General features: G+C 45.6%; 10 protein-coding genes and 3 pseudogenes. 1 reads left to right on the top strand and 12 read right to left on the bottom strand.

What is annotated here, in order from left to right:
• Window positions 1-336: 336 nt before the first annotated feature.
• Both NDI33_RS21175 and NDI33_RS21170 read right to left on the bottom strand, forming a co-directional pair.
• Window positions 337-1,449: a hypothetical protein gene (locus tag NDI33_RS21175; RefSeq protein WP_190675771.1), complete on the bottom strand. Its 1,113-nt coding sequence runs from the start codon at window positions 1,447-1,449 to the stop codon at window positions 337-339.
• Window positions 1,450-1,591: 142 nt separating this feature from the next.
• The gene (locus tag NDI33_RS21170) at window positions 1,592-2,053 is read right to left on the bottom strand and encodes a hypothetical protein (RefSeq protein ID WP_190675769.1); all 462 of its coding nucleotides are present in this window, start codon (window positions 2,051-2,053) and stop codon (window positions 1,592-1,594) included.
• 544 nt (window positions 2,054-2,597) lie between these two features.
• Between NDI33_RS21170 and NDI33_RS21165 the strand changes: the two genes are divergently transcribed.
• Window positions 2,598-4,832, top strand: coding sequence for an NACHT domain-containing protein (locus tag NDI33_RS21165; RefSeq protein WP_190675767.1), 2,235 nt, complete (start codon window positions 2,598-2,600; stop codon window positions 4,830-4,832).
• A gap of 169 nt (window positions 4,833-5,001) precedes the next feature.
• Here the strand turns inward: NDI33_RS21165 and NDI33_RS21160 are convergent.
• The 10 genes and pseudogenes from NDI33_RS21160 to NDI33_RS21115 form a co-directional block, all read right to left on the bottom strand.
• A pseudogene (locus tag NDI33_RS21160) lies at window positions 5,002-6,873 on the bottom strand (hypothetical protein); the annotation flags it as partial.
• Window positions 6,874-7,350: 477 nt separating this feature from the next.
• Window positions 7,351-8,520: pseudogene (locus NDI33_RS21155) on the bottom strand (GAF domain-containing protein); the annotation flags it as partial.
• A 49-nt stretch (window positions 8,521-8,569) separates the two neighbouring features.
• Window positions 8,570-9,799 (bottom strand): toll/interleukin-1 receptor domain-containing protein, encoded by a 1,230-nt coding sequence (locus NDI33_RS21150; RefSeq protein ID WP_190675764.1) that lies wholly within the window; start codon window positions 9,797-9,799, stop codon window positions 8,570-8,572.
• A 40-nt stretch (window positions 9,800-9,839) separates the two neighbouring features.
• The gene (locus NDI33_RS21145) at window positions 9,840-10,076 is read right to left on the bottom strand and encodes a hypothetical protein (protein WP_190675762.1); all 237 of its coding nucleotides are present in this window, start codon (window positions 10,074-10,076) and stop codon (window positions 9,840-9,842) included.
• A gap of 67 nt (window positions 10,077-10,143) precedes the next feature.
• A pseudogene (locus NDI33_RS21140) lies at window positions 10,144-11,024 on the bottom strand (IS982 family transposase).
• 58 nt (window positions 11,025-11,082) lie between these two features.
• Entirely contained in the window at window positions 11,083-11,310 is a 228-nt protein-coding gene (locus NDI33_RS21135; protein ID WP_190675760.1) for a hypothetical protein, read from the bottom strand.
• Window positions 11,307-13,955 carry a CHAT domain-containing tetratricopeptide repeat protein gene (locus NDI33_RS21130; RefSeq protein ID WP_190675758.1) on the bottom strand — a complete coding sequence of 883 codons (2,649 nt, stop codon included), beginning with the start codon at window positions 13,953-13,955 and terminating at the stop codon, window positions 11,307-11,309. The genes NDI33_RS21135 and NDI33_RS21130 overlap by 4 nt, the downstream gene beginning before the upstream one ends.
• Window positions 13,956-13,966: 11 nt before the next feature.
• Window positions 13,967-16,342 (bottom strand): tetratricopeptide repeat protein, encoded by a 2,376-nt coding sequence (locus tag NDI33_RS21125; RefSeq protein WP_347275895.1) that lies wholly within the window; start codon window positions 16,340-16,342, stop codon window positions 13,967-13,969.
• Between the two features lie 60 nt (window positions 16,343-16,402).
• Window positions 16,403-16,627, bottom strand: coding sequence for a hypothetical protein (locus NDI33_RS21120; RefSeq protein ID WP_190675756.1), 225 nt, complete (start codon window positions 16,625-16,627; stop codon window positions 16,403-16,405).
• A 122-nt stretch (window positions 16,628-16,749) separates the two neighbouring features.
• A complete protein-coding gene (locus NDI33_RS21115; protein WP_190675754.1) occupies window positions 16,750-18,192 on the bottom strand; it encodes a CHAT domain-containing protein in 1,443 nt (480 codons plus the stop codon).
• Window positions 18,193-18,226: the final 34 nt, after the last annotated feature.

The following is an 18,226-nucleotide window of genomic DNA, read 5'->3' as shown; positions in this document are numbered from 1 at the left end:
TCAAAACTCTTTCCAAAAGCATAGATCTAATCCGCCTTTGTATAGCAGCGGAGAAAAAATGGTCGCTAAGGACAACTGTCCCATTTTTGAGGCTTGGGCTGATGGCAATAGGCAAGCTATATTACGTAAAATTAAGGATTTTCAAGATTGACTGTCCCATTTACAGGCAAGAGTGGGACAGTTCAAGCCAGCAAGTGTCCAATCGAAGTAATCCCTACAAGCTTTAGCATGTTGGCTTCTCAGCCTTAGCGACCAGAAATTCTCCATTGCTATACAAAGGCGTAATCTAAAAACTCACAAATTATCGGTACAGGCTTCTTTTATTAGTTGTTACTACTATTGGGTAGTAGATTTCATGACATCTACCTGCATCAAACGAGCTAGTTGTTTACCTCCCATATAAAACGACTCGACAGCTTTAATTTCATCATCTTCTAAATGCTCCAGCGATTTCCCTTGCTCTGAAAGTTCTTTTACAGTGCCATAATATTGCATCATATAATCAACATTTTTATCGTGTAACTGTCGCAGATACCTGATTTCAGACGCAGCTACTCCCATGCTTTTAATTGCTCCTGCCATCTGAACACAATATTTATCTACATCTGCTTCTAACTTTTGCACTTCAGTAAGTTTTCGTGCTGTTTCCTTCTTCTGGTTGACCAGACCGATAGCTAACTTAACTCCGACCACCGCAGCAAAAATACCAAATTGCGCTTTATCCACATTATTGATATTAGAAAAACCACCACGATTTAAAATATTTGAAATAGTTCTTCCGATTTGCCCTCCTAAGTTACCCATAGAAGACATCTCATCACTTATCGGCTTATACAACGATTCTCGTATATGCCTAGGCTGCATTGATTCAGGGAAAGTGTAATTCTCTGCTACCTTCAGCTCCTTTGGCTTGGGTATCTTATCTTCTATGAGGGCAAGCTTTTCCTTAAATGGTCGAATAGCTGCCTCGTAATCTTTCATTACCCCCTTATGTAACTTTTCTCGATAGACACGAAGCTGGTCTACGTCATCGTTAACAACCATTACCGAATCATCAAGTGCTGACTTTGTTACCTCATAACGCTTCTGGATAGCTGCTGCCCACCGAACAGGATTTTTCTTCTGGGCATAGTCACTAAGATCTTCTAAATCAGTGGAAGGATTAAAAGTGAAAAGGTTAGGACGGTTTCGTGCTTCGACAAGTGTTCTTTGTCGCTCAACAATCGCTCTTTTTTGTGCTTCTGCGATCGCCCTTTTGCGTGCTTCTTCTTGACGTTTCTTTTCAGCTTTCTTTCTCTGATTTTCTGAATATAAAATTAAAGCAATTATTGCCGACGTAAATATAGCCCAGAAAAAAGCCGAAGATGAGCCAAGTAAGCTTCCAACAAGACACATCAGCACAACAATTGCTAATATAAACAAGCCGCCATATATTAAGCATCCCCTCATTTTCAGTTACTCCAAAATCTCTCTATAAATCTAAAACTTTTGATTTTGAGAAGGCTATTTTCATCAGGTGTAACAACTCGATAAAAATTTATATCTATAAATTTATCCTCTATAAAACTAATCCAAGCTCAAGCTGTAACAACTATTCATTCTCCTCGATTTTGAAAACCGCACTCCCAGAATTTGCTTGATTGAACTTATTCATAACTAGACTTACTCTCCCTTCTAACCTGTCAGATACGCGCTCATGAAACTTATCAGCAAATTCATATTGTCCCTTTCTTATAAGCTCCTGCACAGCATCCATCGTTCCTTCAACAAAAACTTTTAGTCTATCTATATCTGCTAGCAAATCTTTCTCAAGCATATCTAACTGACGCGAGAGTTCAGTCATTTCTTTAGTAGCTATCGTTCTAATTTCAAGTCTTTTTGTTTCTTCCTGTTCTACAACTATATGGTACTCTTCTACAACTTTCTTGTACTCTATAACCTCAGAAGATAGGTCTATAACTCGATGTAATAATCCAGCATAGTGAACAATGTCTGAAACGGGTGAAATATCCAAAAATTGATTGTTTGGAATGCGTTGAAGCTGTTCATCCATGACACTTTACCTTGTAGTTTAACGAAGCCTCTCTACCAGAGTAGCCGAACACACTCTTCGGTGCTATCGCTGCGCCACCACCTACGCAAATTTGCATCAACACCTTGGTAGATGCGTTCTGCGCTCCGCGCAGTAGGGAAGCTATCGCCAATGTGAACCTCTCCTCAAGTAATTTGCCCAACATTGGTGTTAAACTTGCCATCCTGAGACACCGATTGCACTACACTATCGGTTAGTCGCAGCGATCGCCGCAGCATCTCTAAATCTTGTTCAGTCTGCTGGTGCTAAGTAATCCGCTCTAGGATGGCACTAAGTTCATCAGGAGTCATCATTGCAGAAAGGGTGGAGCGAGCCGCCCATCAATCGTCAAGAATCGGAACAATAATGCACCTCTAGCCGATCATAACCAACAGATTCTCGGCCGAGTATTTGCTGGATTGACCCTCAATCGTTTCGGCTTCTCGTCGTTTGAAAAAATCTGGATACAGCCTCAACCGCTGTGTATTCAGATTAATAGCTCAGTTAAGCCGAGTGGGTGCGGACAATGGCTCCTCCCGATGACCTCAGTGGAATTTTAGACCGCATTGCCAACGGGGAAGAAACCGAAGGCGATCACCAACTGCTGCGGCAATTACTCCGGGAGCAACAGAGTCAGAGTGTGGTGCAGCTCGGCAAGTACACGGTTAACCTGGGGCAGGGGCGGGAAATTCAAGTGGGCGATCGCATTTACCAGGGTGCGGATGCGGAAACGATTAAAACGGTGATTCAAGACGTTCTACAGCATCCGCCCGTTGTGCGATCGCAACTGACACCCCAGGAATATCGGAATCGACAGGCTTTACTCAACAAGGTCAAAAACTTCTGGGTTCAGGGCGTGCTGGAAACGTCTCTGCATCATCAGGTTATCATTCAACTCGGTTTAGAAGACCGCTCCAATGTATTGGCAACGCCCTGGATTTTGGTTGTGGAGACAGCCGATCATACTCAAACCATCTTATCCGAAGGCACAACAGTCCTCAACTTGTTCGATCGACTCGGCACTGGACGCACGCTGCTGATTTTAGGAGAGCCAGGGGCAGGCAAAACAATTACCTTGCTCCAACTTACCTGCGAACTCATTGCGCGAGCCGAGCAAGACATGGATCATCTGATTCCCGTAGTGTTCAACCTCTCGACTTGGAGCAGTAAAGGGCACAGTCTTGCCGATTGGTTGGTAGCAGAATTGAATACAAAATATCAGGTACCCAAGGCGATCGCCAAACCCTGGGTGACCCAACAGCAACTCCTCTTGTTGCTGGATGGTTTGGATGAAGTTCGAGCTGAATACCGAGATGCTTGCGTAGTTGCCCTCAACCAGTTCCAGCAAGCCCACGGGACGGAAATGGTAGTGTGCAGCCGCATCAAGGACTACGAAGGGCTTTCCCATCGCCTCACGGTGCAACGGGCAATTTATTTGCGATCGCTCACTCCAGAACAAGTTGATGGTTATTTGAACAGCCTCAACACTGACCTGATGGGGTTGAGAGAGCTATTGGCAAACGATGCCATCTTGCAAGAACTGGCGCGATCACCACTGATGCTAAACATTCTGGTACTGGCTTACGAAGGTATTAACCTTGAAGACTTACCAAAAACCTCTGTAGAAAACCATCACCAACGGCTATTTAACACCTACATCAATCGCATGTTAAAGCGACGGGGAGCCGATAGACGCTACTCACCCACGCAAACCATCCGATGGTTAAGCTGGCTAGCCCAACAACTACAGCGTTCCTCCCAAACCATCTTCTTGATTGAGTGGCTCGATCGCCGTCGGCTGCAAACAGCTAGAGAACGATGGATTTATATCATTATGAGTTCGCTCATCGTTAGCTTTGCATTGGCATGGACTGTTGTTGTGAGTATGGGCTTCGGTCGGCATTGGCGCAGCATCGGGCTATCGTTTTGGACCGTGTACAGTTTCTTTAATATATCGTCAGCTTGGGCTGTGATGAAGATTGAACGAATGCATCCTGGTTCCCGCCAAAGTTTCCTGCAACGGTTGGTGGACAGCGTATGGGTTGGGCTAGGGGTTGGACTTATTCTGGGGACGGTCGCTGGAATTGAGAAAACCCCTCAGGTTGGTCTGCTCATTGGTGTGCTGACATGGCTGACCCTTGGATTGCTTGATTGGTGGATGGGTGGAGAGATTGGTCAGAGTTATTCCAAACCTGTAGAGGCGTTGAGAGGGTCATGGACGAATGTTAAGAACTATATCTTGTTTGGGTTAATTGGTTCTACACCGTTTGGATTACTGCTAGGACTAACGGGAATATTGGGGCCAACACCTATTCATGGGTTGTTATTAGGTATGTTGGGAGGTGTCATTCTGGGACTATTTGGCGGTCTTCGTTCAGGTACTGAAGTGGAGACGCGAACCATCCCTAATCAGGGAATTTGGCAGTCTGCAAAAACATGGGTGATCATTTCGATCGCAGTTTCTTTGAGCCTTTCTCTAGGGATTTATTTGTTTGATTCGTGGCTAACGATTCCCCAGTATTGGGGATTGTTCTGTGGGTTATTTGTCGGATTGCTGACAGGTGGAACGGCTTGTCTTGTCCACATCAGCTTCCGAACCGTGTTTTATTTTCACCAACATATGCCCTGGAATTATGCCCAGTTCCTAGATTACTGTTGCGATCACATCTTCCTGCAAAAAGTTGGAGGTGGTTATATTTTCATCCATCGCTTGCTGATGGAGCATTTTGCAGCTATGCAGTTTGAGGAGCGTGGAAAGTGAGAGGCGATTCCTGCGGATAGCTTTGCTTCACGCGCCTGTTGTACTAAGTCATCAACTGACACTAATTGAGGTGTAGGAGCTTGATTCGTGGATTGAAGCTTTTGGAAGATGTGCTGTGCGAGCGATTGAATTGCTTGGTCATTCAGCCACTGGAGGAGGAGTAAAGGGGTTAGTCGAGAGAGAGATGCTGATAAGTCGGTAAACTTTCGAGCAAGTAATTAATGTAATCTTCCAACTGCTCGATGCCCTCCTTGGGCAGTCGCTCAGGTTGAATAGTTTTCAATTTTTCAAATGCAGCTTTATAGAGCTTTTCTTCAAGAACAACAGGCGTTTCTGGTGTCTCAAGACTGCCAGTTCTTCCCCATTTCAAACAATGAATGAGCCGCTCTATAAACTGTCTGATGGATAAATAGAATATTCTGATTTGCTTTGCCGTAGCAGCATCTCTGATTTTAGGATATGCATTCAATGCCTCTTGACCTATCATCTGAGTCAGGCTATCTATATGTTGCTCAAGCCAATCAGCGACTTCTTTACCCTGTTCCAATTCCAGTTGAAATTGGGTGAGTGCATCAAGTTGCTCTTGCATACCAATTTGAGTAATGGTCTCAATTAAATGATTCTGCTGTGATGCGCTCAATTCTTGGAGCTTGGCATCAATTTCTTGGATAACTCGCTGAAGCCGCCTATAGGCTTCATCTGAAGCTTGCTCGTAAAGTGCTTCTTTCGACTCTTCAGCACTACGCTGAATCGACTCAACTTCTTCTTCTTCAACACTACGCTGAATAAACTCAACTTCTAGTGCATTTAGGTCTTCGTAGCGTTGAGCCTCTGCAAGTAAGGAGCCTCGCAACAAGGCACTTTTATCTCTTCCTCGTGCTTGCCAATCCTCTGCTGCTACAGCTAGACGCCATCGGCGTCTCAGGTTAATTCGTTCGTCTTCCAGCCATTCCACCAGTCGAGGCCAGTTGCGTATCAAAGCTTCGTGGGCAACCTCAACTTGGGCATCATCAGGCGTGTCGCCTTCCGTCAGGCGTACTAGCCGCGCTTGAATCAACTTGTCCAGCACTCGGTCAACGCGATCACGTGCTTCACCTGCCTGGTACAGTGTTTTACGCTGGATGCGGTTGCTAGTGACTTCCAACCCTTCAGTGGGTCGAACCATCCGCAATAGGATACGTTTGACCGTCACCTGCTCTTCAGGAATTAGCTGCTCGTAAAACTCATCCGCACTACGAGCCAGTGCCTGACGACCGCCACCTAAACGTTTATAAGTTTCCCACGTAACTCGATTGCGCTCCCGGTTATCCCACAGCTTCAGCAAGGTAAACTGCAACAGTGGCAGTGCTGCTGGTTCGCCCAAAACATCCTGAAGCAACGCCTCAACCAGCCCTTCTTCAAATTTAAAACCCACTAACTCGGCGGGTTTTTCAATCGCCTCCCGTAGTTCGCTGGCATCCAGTGCTGTCACCCGTACCTGAGCCTGCTCAAACAAGTCCTTGAAAACTGGCACGAGTGCCACTTGCCTCTCAAAGTCAGTTCGCATCGTGAGGATGACAGTGTGCCTGACACCTGGCGACTGAATCAAACCGATGAGGTTGTCGATGAACGCCTGACGCACGTTATCCTCACGGCATAGCGTGAACACTTCCTCGAACTGATCTACGACGAGGACACTCGGTCTGTTGCCAAAGTCATTGCTCAGTTTGGTTAAATGGTTAGAGTCTTTCTGAAAGCTCTCAACTTGCTGCTGGAGCCACTCAGTACCACTAACATCACGAAATTGGCTGAGTCGAGCGAGGTTTTCCAATGGATTTACTCCTGGCACCATCGGCGAGTAGTAGTGCCAGTTTTCGCTGCCTGACAGCCCACCTGCCTTCAGCTTTGGTAAGAGTCCGCCTAACACCACTGATGACTTACCGCTGCCAGAAGAACCGACGACGGCTAATAGACGGTTTTCCTTGAGGTGATTAACCAGTTTCTCTAAAAGACGTTGGCGTCCGTAGAAGAGGTTTGACTTTTCCTCCCGGAATGCCTCTAACCCCAGGTAAGGACATTGCGCATCATCCAGTTCTGGAGCCAATGCCGAGTCAAATTCAGCTAAGGTAGCATCGGGGGGTTCGCGCCCAGCACGGTACAATATCGCTGACCAGTAATCTAATAAACTTTGGCTAGCCCATCGGTCTTCGTCGGTGTCTAGCAGCGCACCAGTAGCTCGCCCCCGGTAAATAAATTCCTCCATCTCTGCCAGCAACTTGGTTGTACTGCCACTCTCGCGATGGCGTTTGAGGAGTTCGCTATGAGCAGACCGCAAAGAGGATAACGATGGAAAGCTGATTGCATCATCATTCGTACTCTTGAGCTGTTTCTCATCACTAATGCCGATAGACACGGGGCTGGCTTGCTGTTCATTATTAGCATCAGCAATTAATTGACCTTCTAAGCGGTCTTCTTCGCTCAAATTTAGTAGTCGCTTGCTACTCTCATCTGCCCCAATCAGGAACTCTTTATTAGACTGTTGTTGCTCTAGTAGAACTCGAACGTTTTCAAAGACTTGGGCGTTTTCCAAAGCCATCCCAGCTTGAATATTAAAAGCCCGCATCAACTCTTCATCTGAGCTAGTAAAATGGCCTTGGTGCTTGTTAATCAGTTGAATCACGCCGATTAATTCGTTAGCTGAATTCAACACTGGTAGACAGAGAATATTGCGGGTCACATATCCCGTCCGTTGATCGGTACTGGGATCAAATCGGGTATCTTTGTAAGCATCCGGGATATTCAGCACCAGACCTGTGGAGACCACATAGCCAGCAATGCCTCGGTTAGCGGGATTGCGGATTTCCATAAGCGTTTCCCCATCTGCCGTAGCTACCTTGCTCCATAGTTCATCCGTCTCTTTGCTCAGCATAAACAGAGTACTGCGATCCACCTGCATCAATTCGCGAGCCTTCTCCATGACTAGACGCATTGTTGCTTCTAAATCTCGACTCTGACCCAACGATGCTGTTGCCCTTAGAAGCGCATTGGTTCCCGCTTGGTTGCGAGCCGCCATTTGGAAGGATTGGCAGCTTTCTAGGATAATGCCGATGGAAGCAGCAAAGTCACGAAAGCTTTCTTCATCGTTGTTATCGAAGGGGATATTTCCAACTTTGTTCATTAGCTGAACGACAGCCATAACTTGGTCTTTACTACTCAAAATCGGCATACACAGAATGTTGCGTATTTGGAAGCCTAGCTGTCTTTCCAACTCGGAGTTAAATAGCTGATGGCTAGAGGCATCTGGAATGTTGAGATACTCACCAGTAGTAGCAACATGGTCTGCTATGCCAACATTGATAGGAGTACTGGTTTCTATTGACTTTTGGGTATTACCTTGAACAATTTTCGACCTCAGTTGACCTCGATCGCGATCAACTAAGAAAATAGTGGTGTGTTCGGCTTGGAGAATTTGACCAATTTTTAGCGCGATCACCTCTAGAAGTTGATCCAACATCATCTCTAGGGCTTCGTTGCCGATCGTGTCGATCGCCCGCAGATATTGCTGAAATTCGGCGGTGATGAAGTCCAACAAGCAGATAAATTCGGTTACAGTTAGGTCTTCGACTCGGTGAGTCAGAGTGCTTGTCCGATTGAGTTGGGTTAACTGAGTCAGTGCAGCCAGAATGCTACCGACGTTAGAAAGTGTCATGGTAAAGATGTACCCGCCTTGTTAGACTTAACAGGACTACCAGAGTTACTCATCCAATCATCCTCAGCACAGATGCTAGGGGTTCACCAACTATCCGCAAATTGCCGCACAATCGCTTCAGCTCCACGTCAACTCGGTAGAAGCGATCGCCTGCACGCCTGCGGTAACTGCGGAAGTACCGTTTGACTTTGGCAGGATTTTGCCCTGCGATCGCGCTGTCCAAATTCTCACTATCTTTCTTAAACGATAGCGCCCATTCATCTATGCTACTGCTGTAGAGCGACTCTGCCATCGCTTTCAAATCGAGCCAGGACATTTCCAGTTCAAAAATATCCTGTTCCAGATTGGCTTCGATTCGGCGTAGTTCTAAATCGAGTTCCTGCCAGTCGTTGTGAGTGCGAACGAGAACGGTTAGGCTGCGCTCTAGGTTAGCGAGAGCCTCGACACCGTCTTTGAACTGGCTAGCTTTCTCTGGATCAAGTTCGCAATGTGTCAGATTGTCTCGCACGCAGGTCATCGCCTTCACTAGGGCAGGCAGGCGTAAGGCGCGTGCTGCCGTATTCAGGCTCGTATTGATTCGTGAAGGCTGGATAGCTAGCACTCGGTTAATGAGCCAGACAGCCCTCTTGAGCTGCCGCGTATCAAGGTTCTCAATGGCTCCGCGTAACTCTTCGGGGGTTCGCTCAAGGTCTTTTATCCACAGGGTTTCATTGGTAGCTAGGGTTCCCCGAACCGCAACTTCTCGCACGTCGGTCATGATTTGCTGAAGCGTTAGCTCATAATCCATGAGGATGTCCAAAGCTGTCTCGTCATCTGGAAATCGTCTGGCTTCCTGGACAATACCGCTGTAGCACTGGAACTCTAGCGTATGCAACAGGTCATGCAAGTCTTTGTAGTTGCCTACAACATCGATTTGTTCGCACACAGCCTGAAAATCGGTGCGGAAGGCAACTACAGCAGCACGCACTTCAGGCGCTGCCATCAATTCAGTCAGGGCATATAAGCCGTTGCGAACAGACTGGCTATTATATCCATACGGAAGTGATTGCAGCTCGTCTTGAATAATTTTTCTAATTGTTTCAGCATCTGCTCCTTTGTAGATGCGATCACCAATCTGAATATCCTGCCCCTGTCCGACGTTGATGCCGTATTTGCCTAGCTGCAACAAACTCTGGTGATCGCTTGAACTCAGTAACTGACGTAAGGCAGCTATGTCAGCTTCAACGTGCTTACCACTGGCAATGCGATCGAGAATGTTGCCTAGCTCATCAGAAGTCATTGTCTACTAGGAGCTTCATGCTTGTTCCATACTAAACCGCCTACCAACTTCGCCCTTCAAGCCTCTCTTGAGCTTCTTCACGTTCAATATCTGTTTGAAGCACCTGCACTACTTGCTGGGCAAAAACCCAAACCTGAAGATTTTTATCCTTCAAACCAAGCGCGTAGGCAGCAAGGTCAAGAACTTCCTGGAACACCCGTTTTATAGCTTCGGCACTTGCACCTTGATAGATGCGATCGCCAATCTGAACATTCTGCCCATGTCCAATTCTGCCCATGTCCAATATTGACGTTATACTTTCCCAACTGCATCAGGCGTTGATTCTTACCTAACCTGAGTTCGGGTTAAGCAGAAGGGAGGAAAAACGCATTGATATTGAGAGAGGGCTTCTTGGGCTGATGGCAATAGGCAATTAATCCACAGACCAAATTCACCAAGAAATTGACCGGACTGCGATGCCTAGAATGCTCAATGTGAGAGATGTTTTTCAATTGGAAGGGTAATTGTCTCAATTATGGAGCGTTTGCGGATAAGCAGCTTATCTATCAGCGGCATTAGCTTATTTTTCATATTGCGCTTCGGCTTAGTAATTAGTTGAATCCCCATCTGGGTTAACATCTGCTCAAACAACTTTTGCGATATGTAGCCTCGGTCAGCCACCACCTTACCCGACAACCCTTTAAGTAGAGTCAGCACAGGCTTACGGTCATCTATATTGCCAGCAGTGACAGCGATATTCAGCAGTTCCCCTTGGTCATTACAAATCAGATGTAGTTTAAAGCCGAAGAACCAATCTACAGAAGTCTTACCCCGCCTGCCGATATCCTTGAACACCTTGTGGCTTTTGATTCGTCGGTTATGACAGACCGCAATCTTGGTCGAGTCCATTACAGACACACCTGTACACTGACCAAAACAACTGTGTAGATAGATACTTAAAGGCATGACTTGTGGAAGGCATCCATTCTACAAAGCGTTGATAACTCACCAACTTGGGAAAGGCTGCACTCCACTGTCCATGTACCTTCTCTTGGTAAAACGCTTTAAAACTCCGGTAATGAGATTGATGAAATGCCATCTCGATGGTCATAATTTCGCTCAGGCACAGTTGACGATGGCGGTGGCGATGTTTGAGTGCATCCCTCATCAGTTGTTTATGCCACAAAGGTTCAAAAAGAAGGCAGAAATCATCGACAGAGCAAAAAAGTTCTTCTAGACTAAGCATGGGACGAGCCTGTAAAGCTGTTGTGTGATGACTTTTAGCTTACTCGCTTGTCCCTTCCTTATCCCGAACTCAGGTTACCTACAATCAAGATATGGCGAAGCAATAGAAGATCGGCTTCAGCGTGTTTTTCTGCAACAATGCAATCAACTATGGCAAGTTGGTCATCAGATGCAGTAGCGGCTGCCAACCTGTAATGGAATACCATGTGAAGCAAGCGCTTTAGCCAATGGAACCTTTGACCAAAAATGATCTGTATGCTGAAGATTCCTTCTGCTTCAGCAATCATGGTAGACCAATAAGGGTAAAAACAGACCAGTAAGATGGATCTTTATACTTCGTGTTTGTCTCGCTATCTGGTGTGTTCATTGTGTCTAGCATTGCTTGACGAAGAGCTTGAGCTTTGTCTAGCTTTTTTTTGTACCAGTAGTGGTAGAACCTAGTCATTAATACTTTCGTTGACTTGTCATTCACCTTCCTAAGAGAAACGACCACGCTAGGAGTTCCAGCAGCAATTAAAGACCGAGACAGACCAATCACACCATCTCCGGTCAGTCGTCCCCCTCCAGTATCGCAGGCACTTAGGACAACTAGCTCAGCTTTGTCTAGTCTCCTGTCTTCCTTATCTTTCATATCAAAGATTTCACTAGCAGTGAGCCAACTATCATTAGGTTTGTCAGTTTCAGAAGATTCAGCCAGAGCAATCGCTCCTGGAACTGCTTCTTCTTCGCAACTATCCAGTAAGCCATGAGTCGCCAGATGAATGATTCGCGCTTGAGGCAACTGCTGTTTAACGGCTGCTTCGGTTGCTTTGTCATCTATCAAGACCTTGGCAGGGGAAAGACCCAGAATTTTAGCAATTTCTGTTGCTTCCTCGGCTGCTTTGGGTAAATCCTTCAGTGGGTAATCTTTAGAACAAAATTGTCTTGAACTTTTTTTAAGCTCTTTGACGTACTTTTTAATACCTACAATTAAAATGTCCTCAGCTTCGCGATTAGGCTTAATGTTTTGTTTTTGAGTACGCCGTTGACTCAAAATCTGAATAGCTTGAATAGAGGGGGCAGTCAAAATCGTGTGTTTTTGGATTAGGTATTTTTCATTAAAGGGATTTTGCAAGGCGGCAAAAGGAACGAGGAACAGTGTCCCCTGAGGGACAAAAATTACTTTTTCATCTTCTTTTGTTGGAAGTAGCTCATCAATTGGTTCAATTAGGAGATTATAGTAAGCCTGGAGTATTTCTTTTCGTTTTTCTTGTTCGGAACCAGGTACGGGTGCCTTATTAGGGTTATCAGCGCCACGATCCCAAGCAACTACAAGATCGCGCCAGTCATCTACTAAATTTTGTGAACCTTGCTGTCTAGTATTACTCTGATTATTTAGCTCTTTTTTTAAATTATTCAGATCGTTAGTTCTAAACTCGACTTCTCCTGTTGGCTTAACAACCCATATATAGAGAGGTTTACTGTGGTCAAGAATAGAATTCTCTACTATAGAGTAGACTACTAATGTAGCTTTTTGCTCAAAAGCAATTTTCTTGATTTCTTCAATATTAATAGCCTTAGATATTTTTTGATTACCATTCAATTGATTTATTAACAAATCCAAGAAGGCTTGCGCCCTTCCCTGCTCAGCAATTTCTAGTGCCTGCTCATTCTTATCTTTGCTAATTAAGATTTGTTGCAGATTGAGATAGGCGGTTTGCTCGGTATCGAAAATGAACACCTTCTCCGTATCTGTCAATCCCTCCCGTAGAGATTTACGCACTTTTATAGCTTCTTCTATGTTTGTTTTAGCTTCGTCAAATTTACCTGATTGAAAATGCGTGACTCCCAAGAGATTTAATGCATTACCCTGACCAGGGTAGTCCAGAGTATTATGAGAGATTTCTAGATATTTATTAGCATGTTTAATACTTTCAGAATAGTCCTTGAGAGAAAGGTAAACATAAGCTAGTCCACCATAAGCAGCTCCCTCTAGCCGACTGTCTTTTATTGCTCGTGCAATATTTAACCGGTTGTTTAGGTATTTAATTGCTTTATCAAGGTCATTTTGTTTTTTCTCACATTTCCATAAATGGTGGTAAACGCTTCCCAAACTTCCCCAAGCAATTGCTTCTCCTCGGGGATTGCTAATTTCTTGAGCAATTTTCAAGTGCAAATTATGGTACTTTATTGCTTCAGTGTAGTTTTCTCTTTTTTTATTGCATTTTTCTGTTGTTTTATCTGCTCTATGTTCTGCCCGAGCATAGTAAGCATTGCCCAAACCGCTGAAAGCATCACCCGCTAACTTAAGGGATAACTTAAAATCTTCAAGCTCTAAAGCAATTCTCAAACGCTCATTATGTTTTTTGATTGCTGTTTCATAGTCTCCCAATTTGTGGTAAATACTTCCCAGTTCGCCCTCAGCAACTGCCTGCCCTTGAAGATAGTTAATTGTTTGACTAATCTTCAAGCTCTGTCTATAATAACCGAGTGCTTCGGCGTAGTTTCCCATCAAATCGTAGGCATTTCCTAAACTACTTAGAGCAGCGGATTCTTCCTGTGTATCTTTAATATTTTGAGCAATTATTAAACGCTTTCCATGATAGTGTATTGCTTCTTTGTAATTCGCTAAGTCATGATAGACTCGACCTATCTTTCCAAGAGCAATCGCCTGTTTTGCTTTGTTTAGCTCTTTTTGGTAGAGGTTTAATGCCTCATTAAAAGAGCTGATAGCATCATTATATTGAAACTTTTTGTATAATTCATCTCCCCGAATCAAAAACTGCTCTGCCTGGTTGGAAACCTCATCGGTTTTATTGTGAGTTGGACTTGGACTTTGATCTGAATTTTGGGTGGGTGATGATCGAAGGTAGAGAATGGAAAAAAACAGCCCAATTATAGTTAGGCTAGCAAAGATTAATAAAAGCCGAATGTTAGGTTGTTTAGGATACATATAACACCAACTTATCCTTCCGTCATTTTCTCAGCATTTATTAGTTGATGCATACTTTCATAGAGTTTAATAGTGTCTGGATGCTCTGCACCAAACTTTGTCTCAAGGATTGCTAATCCTCGTAGGTATAACGGTTCTGCCTCTGCATAGCGTCCCTGCAAAGCATAAAGCTCAGCCAAGTTTTTTAGGGTAAAAGCCAGGTAATGGTGTTCAGCTCCCAAAAGCTTTTCCACTATTACCAAGACTTGCTTATAAAGTTGCTCTGCCTCTAGCTGACGACCCTGCTTATTGTAAATAAAAGCCAGATTATTTAGGTTAGCTGCTACATTGAGATGCTCTTCCCCTAGCAATCGCTTATTTAGTGTTAGTGCCTGTATATATAGAGATTCAGCTTCGGTATACCGTTCTTGAGTCCTGTAGAGCTGTGCTAGGTTATTCAGAATCGTAGCAACCTCGATACTTTCTTCTCCTATCGTGCGTCTATATAGAGTGATTGCTTGATTAAACAGGAACTCTGCTTCTGTGTAACGCTTCTGAGAGACGTAGAGGTATGCTAGGTTATTAAAGCTCTCTGCCACATCTGGATGCTCAGAGCCTAACAGGCGTTGTCTCACTTCCAGTGCCTGCCTGTATATCTCCTCTGCCGCCTTATATCGCCCTTGATCGTGATAAAGAACTGCTAACTTATTCAAGCTGTCTGCCACTTGGGGGTGTTCTGCTCCCAGCAAGTTTTGTCTCATCTCTAATGCCTGTTGATACAAAGGTTCGGCTTCTGGATAACGACCCTGAATTCTGTAAATAGATGCTAGACAGCTAATGCTATTTGCCACGTCAAGATGTTCCGAGCCAAAGCGTTGCTCAGTCTGGTTCCAGCACTGCTCGTACCAATCGGCTGCTTGTTGATAGAACCCCTGCCCTCTATAAAACCTGCCCAGACCCTCAAAAGGCTTAATCAAATCCTTGTCACTTAAATAGTGATTCAAAGTCGTGGCAGCTTGGGCAACATGGGGCATGGCAGGAGCAAGTTCTATAACCAAGTCGCGGGTCGGGATTTCTGGAATTTGCTGGGCAACAGCTACCATCGCCTGACAGAACTGCTGTCTAAGTTCATCTGACTTAGCTAAACTGGCTTGCTTTGCCTGTAAGAATTCCCGAATGAGCTGATGCAGTTGATAAACGCCTGCCCCCTTACGCTGGAGTAGGTTCAGGTTAAGCAAGTTATCATCCCGCAGCTCTTCCAATTCGTCTAAGTCTTGCTCTGGCAGACACGGCTCGACTAACGACCAAGGGATGGGGGCTAGGGCAAACAAGCTCAGTAAACAACTTAACTGTTTTGTTGGCTCATCTAGTATCTCCCAACTCAGTTCAAAGGCAGCGGCAACTCCCAAAGATGCAGTCATGTCGGCATCAGGTTTAGAGAGTGATCGCTCATCCAATCTCTTCTTCTCCAACCGTTGCTGCATTTCTGCCAGAGAAAGGTCAGGTTTGCGGTCAAGATAGCGCCCCACCAGCTCCAACCCTAGGGGTAAGTATCCTAACCAAGCACAGAGTTTTTTGGCATTATCCAGTTCTTTCTGGATGCGCTCTGCTCCTACCAACGATTCCAGAAGTGCTAGTGCTGCTGACTCATCTAGCACGTCAATTTCCAACTGTTTGACCGATTTGCCCAACCGCAGGCGGGTGGTCATTAATACTTTAAACCGGGATTCAGCAGGGGGCAAGTAGGTTTTAATGACTTCGTAGTCCGTGACATCATCGAATATCGCCAACACCTCACCCGCTGCCCAATGCGTCCAGCAGAATCCTACCTGACCCGTTAAGTCCAAGTCTTCAGGAGGCTGAAGCTGGAGGCGCGATCGCCCAAACTGGACAATCTGAGTGCCTACATTCAACCCCTTCGCCCGTAACCAGCAGATGCCACCTTGATAGGTTTGCTTGCTGGAGAGAGCATATTGCAGTGCCAGTTCGGTTTTACCGATGCCCCCCATCCCTGCGATCGCAGACACCGCTACCCGTTCATTCTCCTGAAGCTGCTGGTGCAAAGTTTCCAATTCTCGCTCCCGACCAACAAACTGCACGACCCCACTGCGGGGTAAGTTCTCAGGAATTCCAGTCAGTTTAGTGTTGGGCTGAAGTGCCTGTAAAGCGTCTTGTAAGATTTCCTTGATAGCTTCGGCATCGGCACCTTGGTAGATGCGATCGCCAAGGTGAACTTCCCCTCCAGTTATTTGCCCAATGTTAGTGTTAAACTTGCCATCCTGTGATATCAATTGCAGCACGCTGCCAGCCATGCTAAGGGATTGGCGCAGCTTGGCAATATCCTCCTCATCCCGCCGACCTCTGAGAATACTGTCAAGGATTGCAATGAGTTCATCCTGCTCGGTCACGCCACTCTTGCCTAAATATAGGGTGTATCATCTTTACTTCTTCTAGGACGATGGCAACTGCTAATAACCATCTCCAATTCTGAAGTTACTGGCTCGCTCGAAGTTTAAGTTTACTTCTCTATGCTGCGTCACGTTCTGGATAATTTCAGTACTATCTTTAGCGATAGGAGCTTGGCTAGACCCGCTGGGTGCAGTCCCGACTCTCGACTCAACTTCAGCACCGTGAGCCTGATGCACGTTACGACCAGAACCAACATAGGTGTTGTATTTACCTTGCTGGTTCACATTCTGATGCTGCCAAAATCTGAATATTCTGAGCATTTGTTAACGATGAGCGGCTAAAAACATCTATATTTCATCATATTTAATGTATTTTCCTAACTGGCAGAGATTGGCTCTGAAAAAGTTCAAAGGTGCTCATCTTCTCCAATACTGAGGTTATTGGCTTGCTCAAAGTTTAAGTTCTTATCTCCAGACTGCTGCACGTTCTGGATAATCCGAGTACCATCTTTAGCGGTAGGCTGTTGGCTAGGCTTGCTGGGTGCAGTATTGGCTTTCGGCTCAACTCCAACACCGTGATACTGATGCACAGTGCTGCCAGAACCAGCATTGGTGTTGAATCTGCCTCGCTGATTCACATCCTGATGCTGGTCTACAATCTGAATATTATAAGCATTGTCCTTGGCGATAGGTTGGTTATTTGGCTTTCCGGATTCAGCTTCTGCTTCTTGACGCTTGAATAGATAGCCATCTTGGACGCGCATAAAGATGACGGGGGTGGCAAAATCGCGGTTTCGATACTGCGTATTAAGGGCAATCGTGCGACGACCGTTTTGGGCAGCAATATCAACTGGGTCACCCTGAGCTAACCGTTCATAGAAACGATAAGCAAAGCGGCTTGCTGTGACGTTTGAAACTTCGTACTGCATTGCTACAATCACGGGGATATTCTGCTGCACAATCTTGGAGGCAACGCCAACAAAAGCTTGCGAAGCAGACAGCATTCCACCCTCACACGCTTGCAACATCACAACTCCAGGACGGTGTCGATTAAACAACCCACCGAAGAAACTGGCATCAACCCATAATGCTTCGTCGAACATATCATCTACTAGAGCAATTTGCCCCACTTCCTCCCCTGCCTCATTCTTGAGGCGACCATGTCCAATGAAGTGAAAAATGTGGGGTTGTTGCTCTAGCACCGCATCAATTGCTTCGGGAGTGGCTGGATTCACAATTGGCAGCAGCTCAACACGATCTGATTGGCTATTCGCCAGTTTTTCTAACACTGCCTGCACTTTTTCATAGACAACTGACCCCAAATCAGAAGAACCTGTGGTTGCAGCGATCGCTAAGGCAATCTTCAGCTTTTCACCTTGGTTTAACTGAATCGGTAGGGCTGCCTGCCATTGGGCACGGCGGCGGGCGAAGATGAGGTTAGGATCGGTGCCCATCCAGATTTCACCTAAGTTGGCGTTTCCAGGTAAGCAGGTGAACTCCCAAGGCAATGCCGCCACATCAGGCATACCACGCTCATCGATATCTAGCTCAACCCGCAGCAGTTGCTTGTCCTTCTGCACAACCTGGTAGTAGAAGTTGACGAAATCCTGACGCAGCACATTATCAAATAGAACATCAAACAAAGCTTCTCCAATTGCGCGTGCCTTGCTGGAGTCTTTCAGCTCATTGTTGCAAGTCACTTGGAGCAATGGTGTAATTTCTCCCAACTTCTTATAGCTAAATACCCCAGACGGTTCGCCTATAGATTGATGTTGAGCATCCCACTTTTCCACCTGCACCCGCTCGTAATTAGCAACGCGAATGCGATAGGTGTAGTACGTCTTAGCCATAGGTCGCTGCCTCTCCAATCTGGTTTTCCGTACT

The organism is Trichocoleus sp. DQ-A1 (genome assembly GCF_039961955.1).
GTDB lineage: Bacteria > Cyanobacteriota > Cyanobacteriia > Cyanobacteriales > FACHB-T130 > FACHB-T130.
The sequence above is the reverse complement of the archived record's forward strand: the minus strand, read 5'-3'. Positions and strand labels throughout refer to the sequence as shown.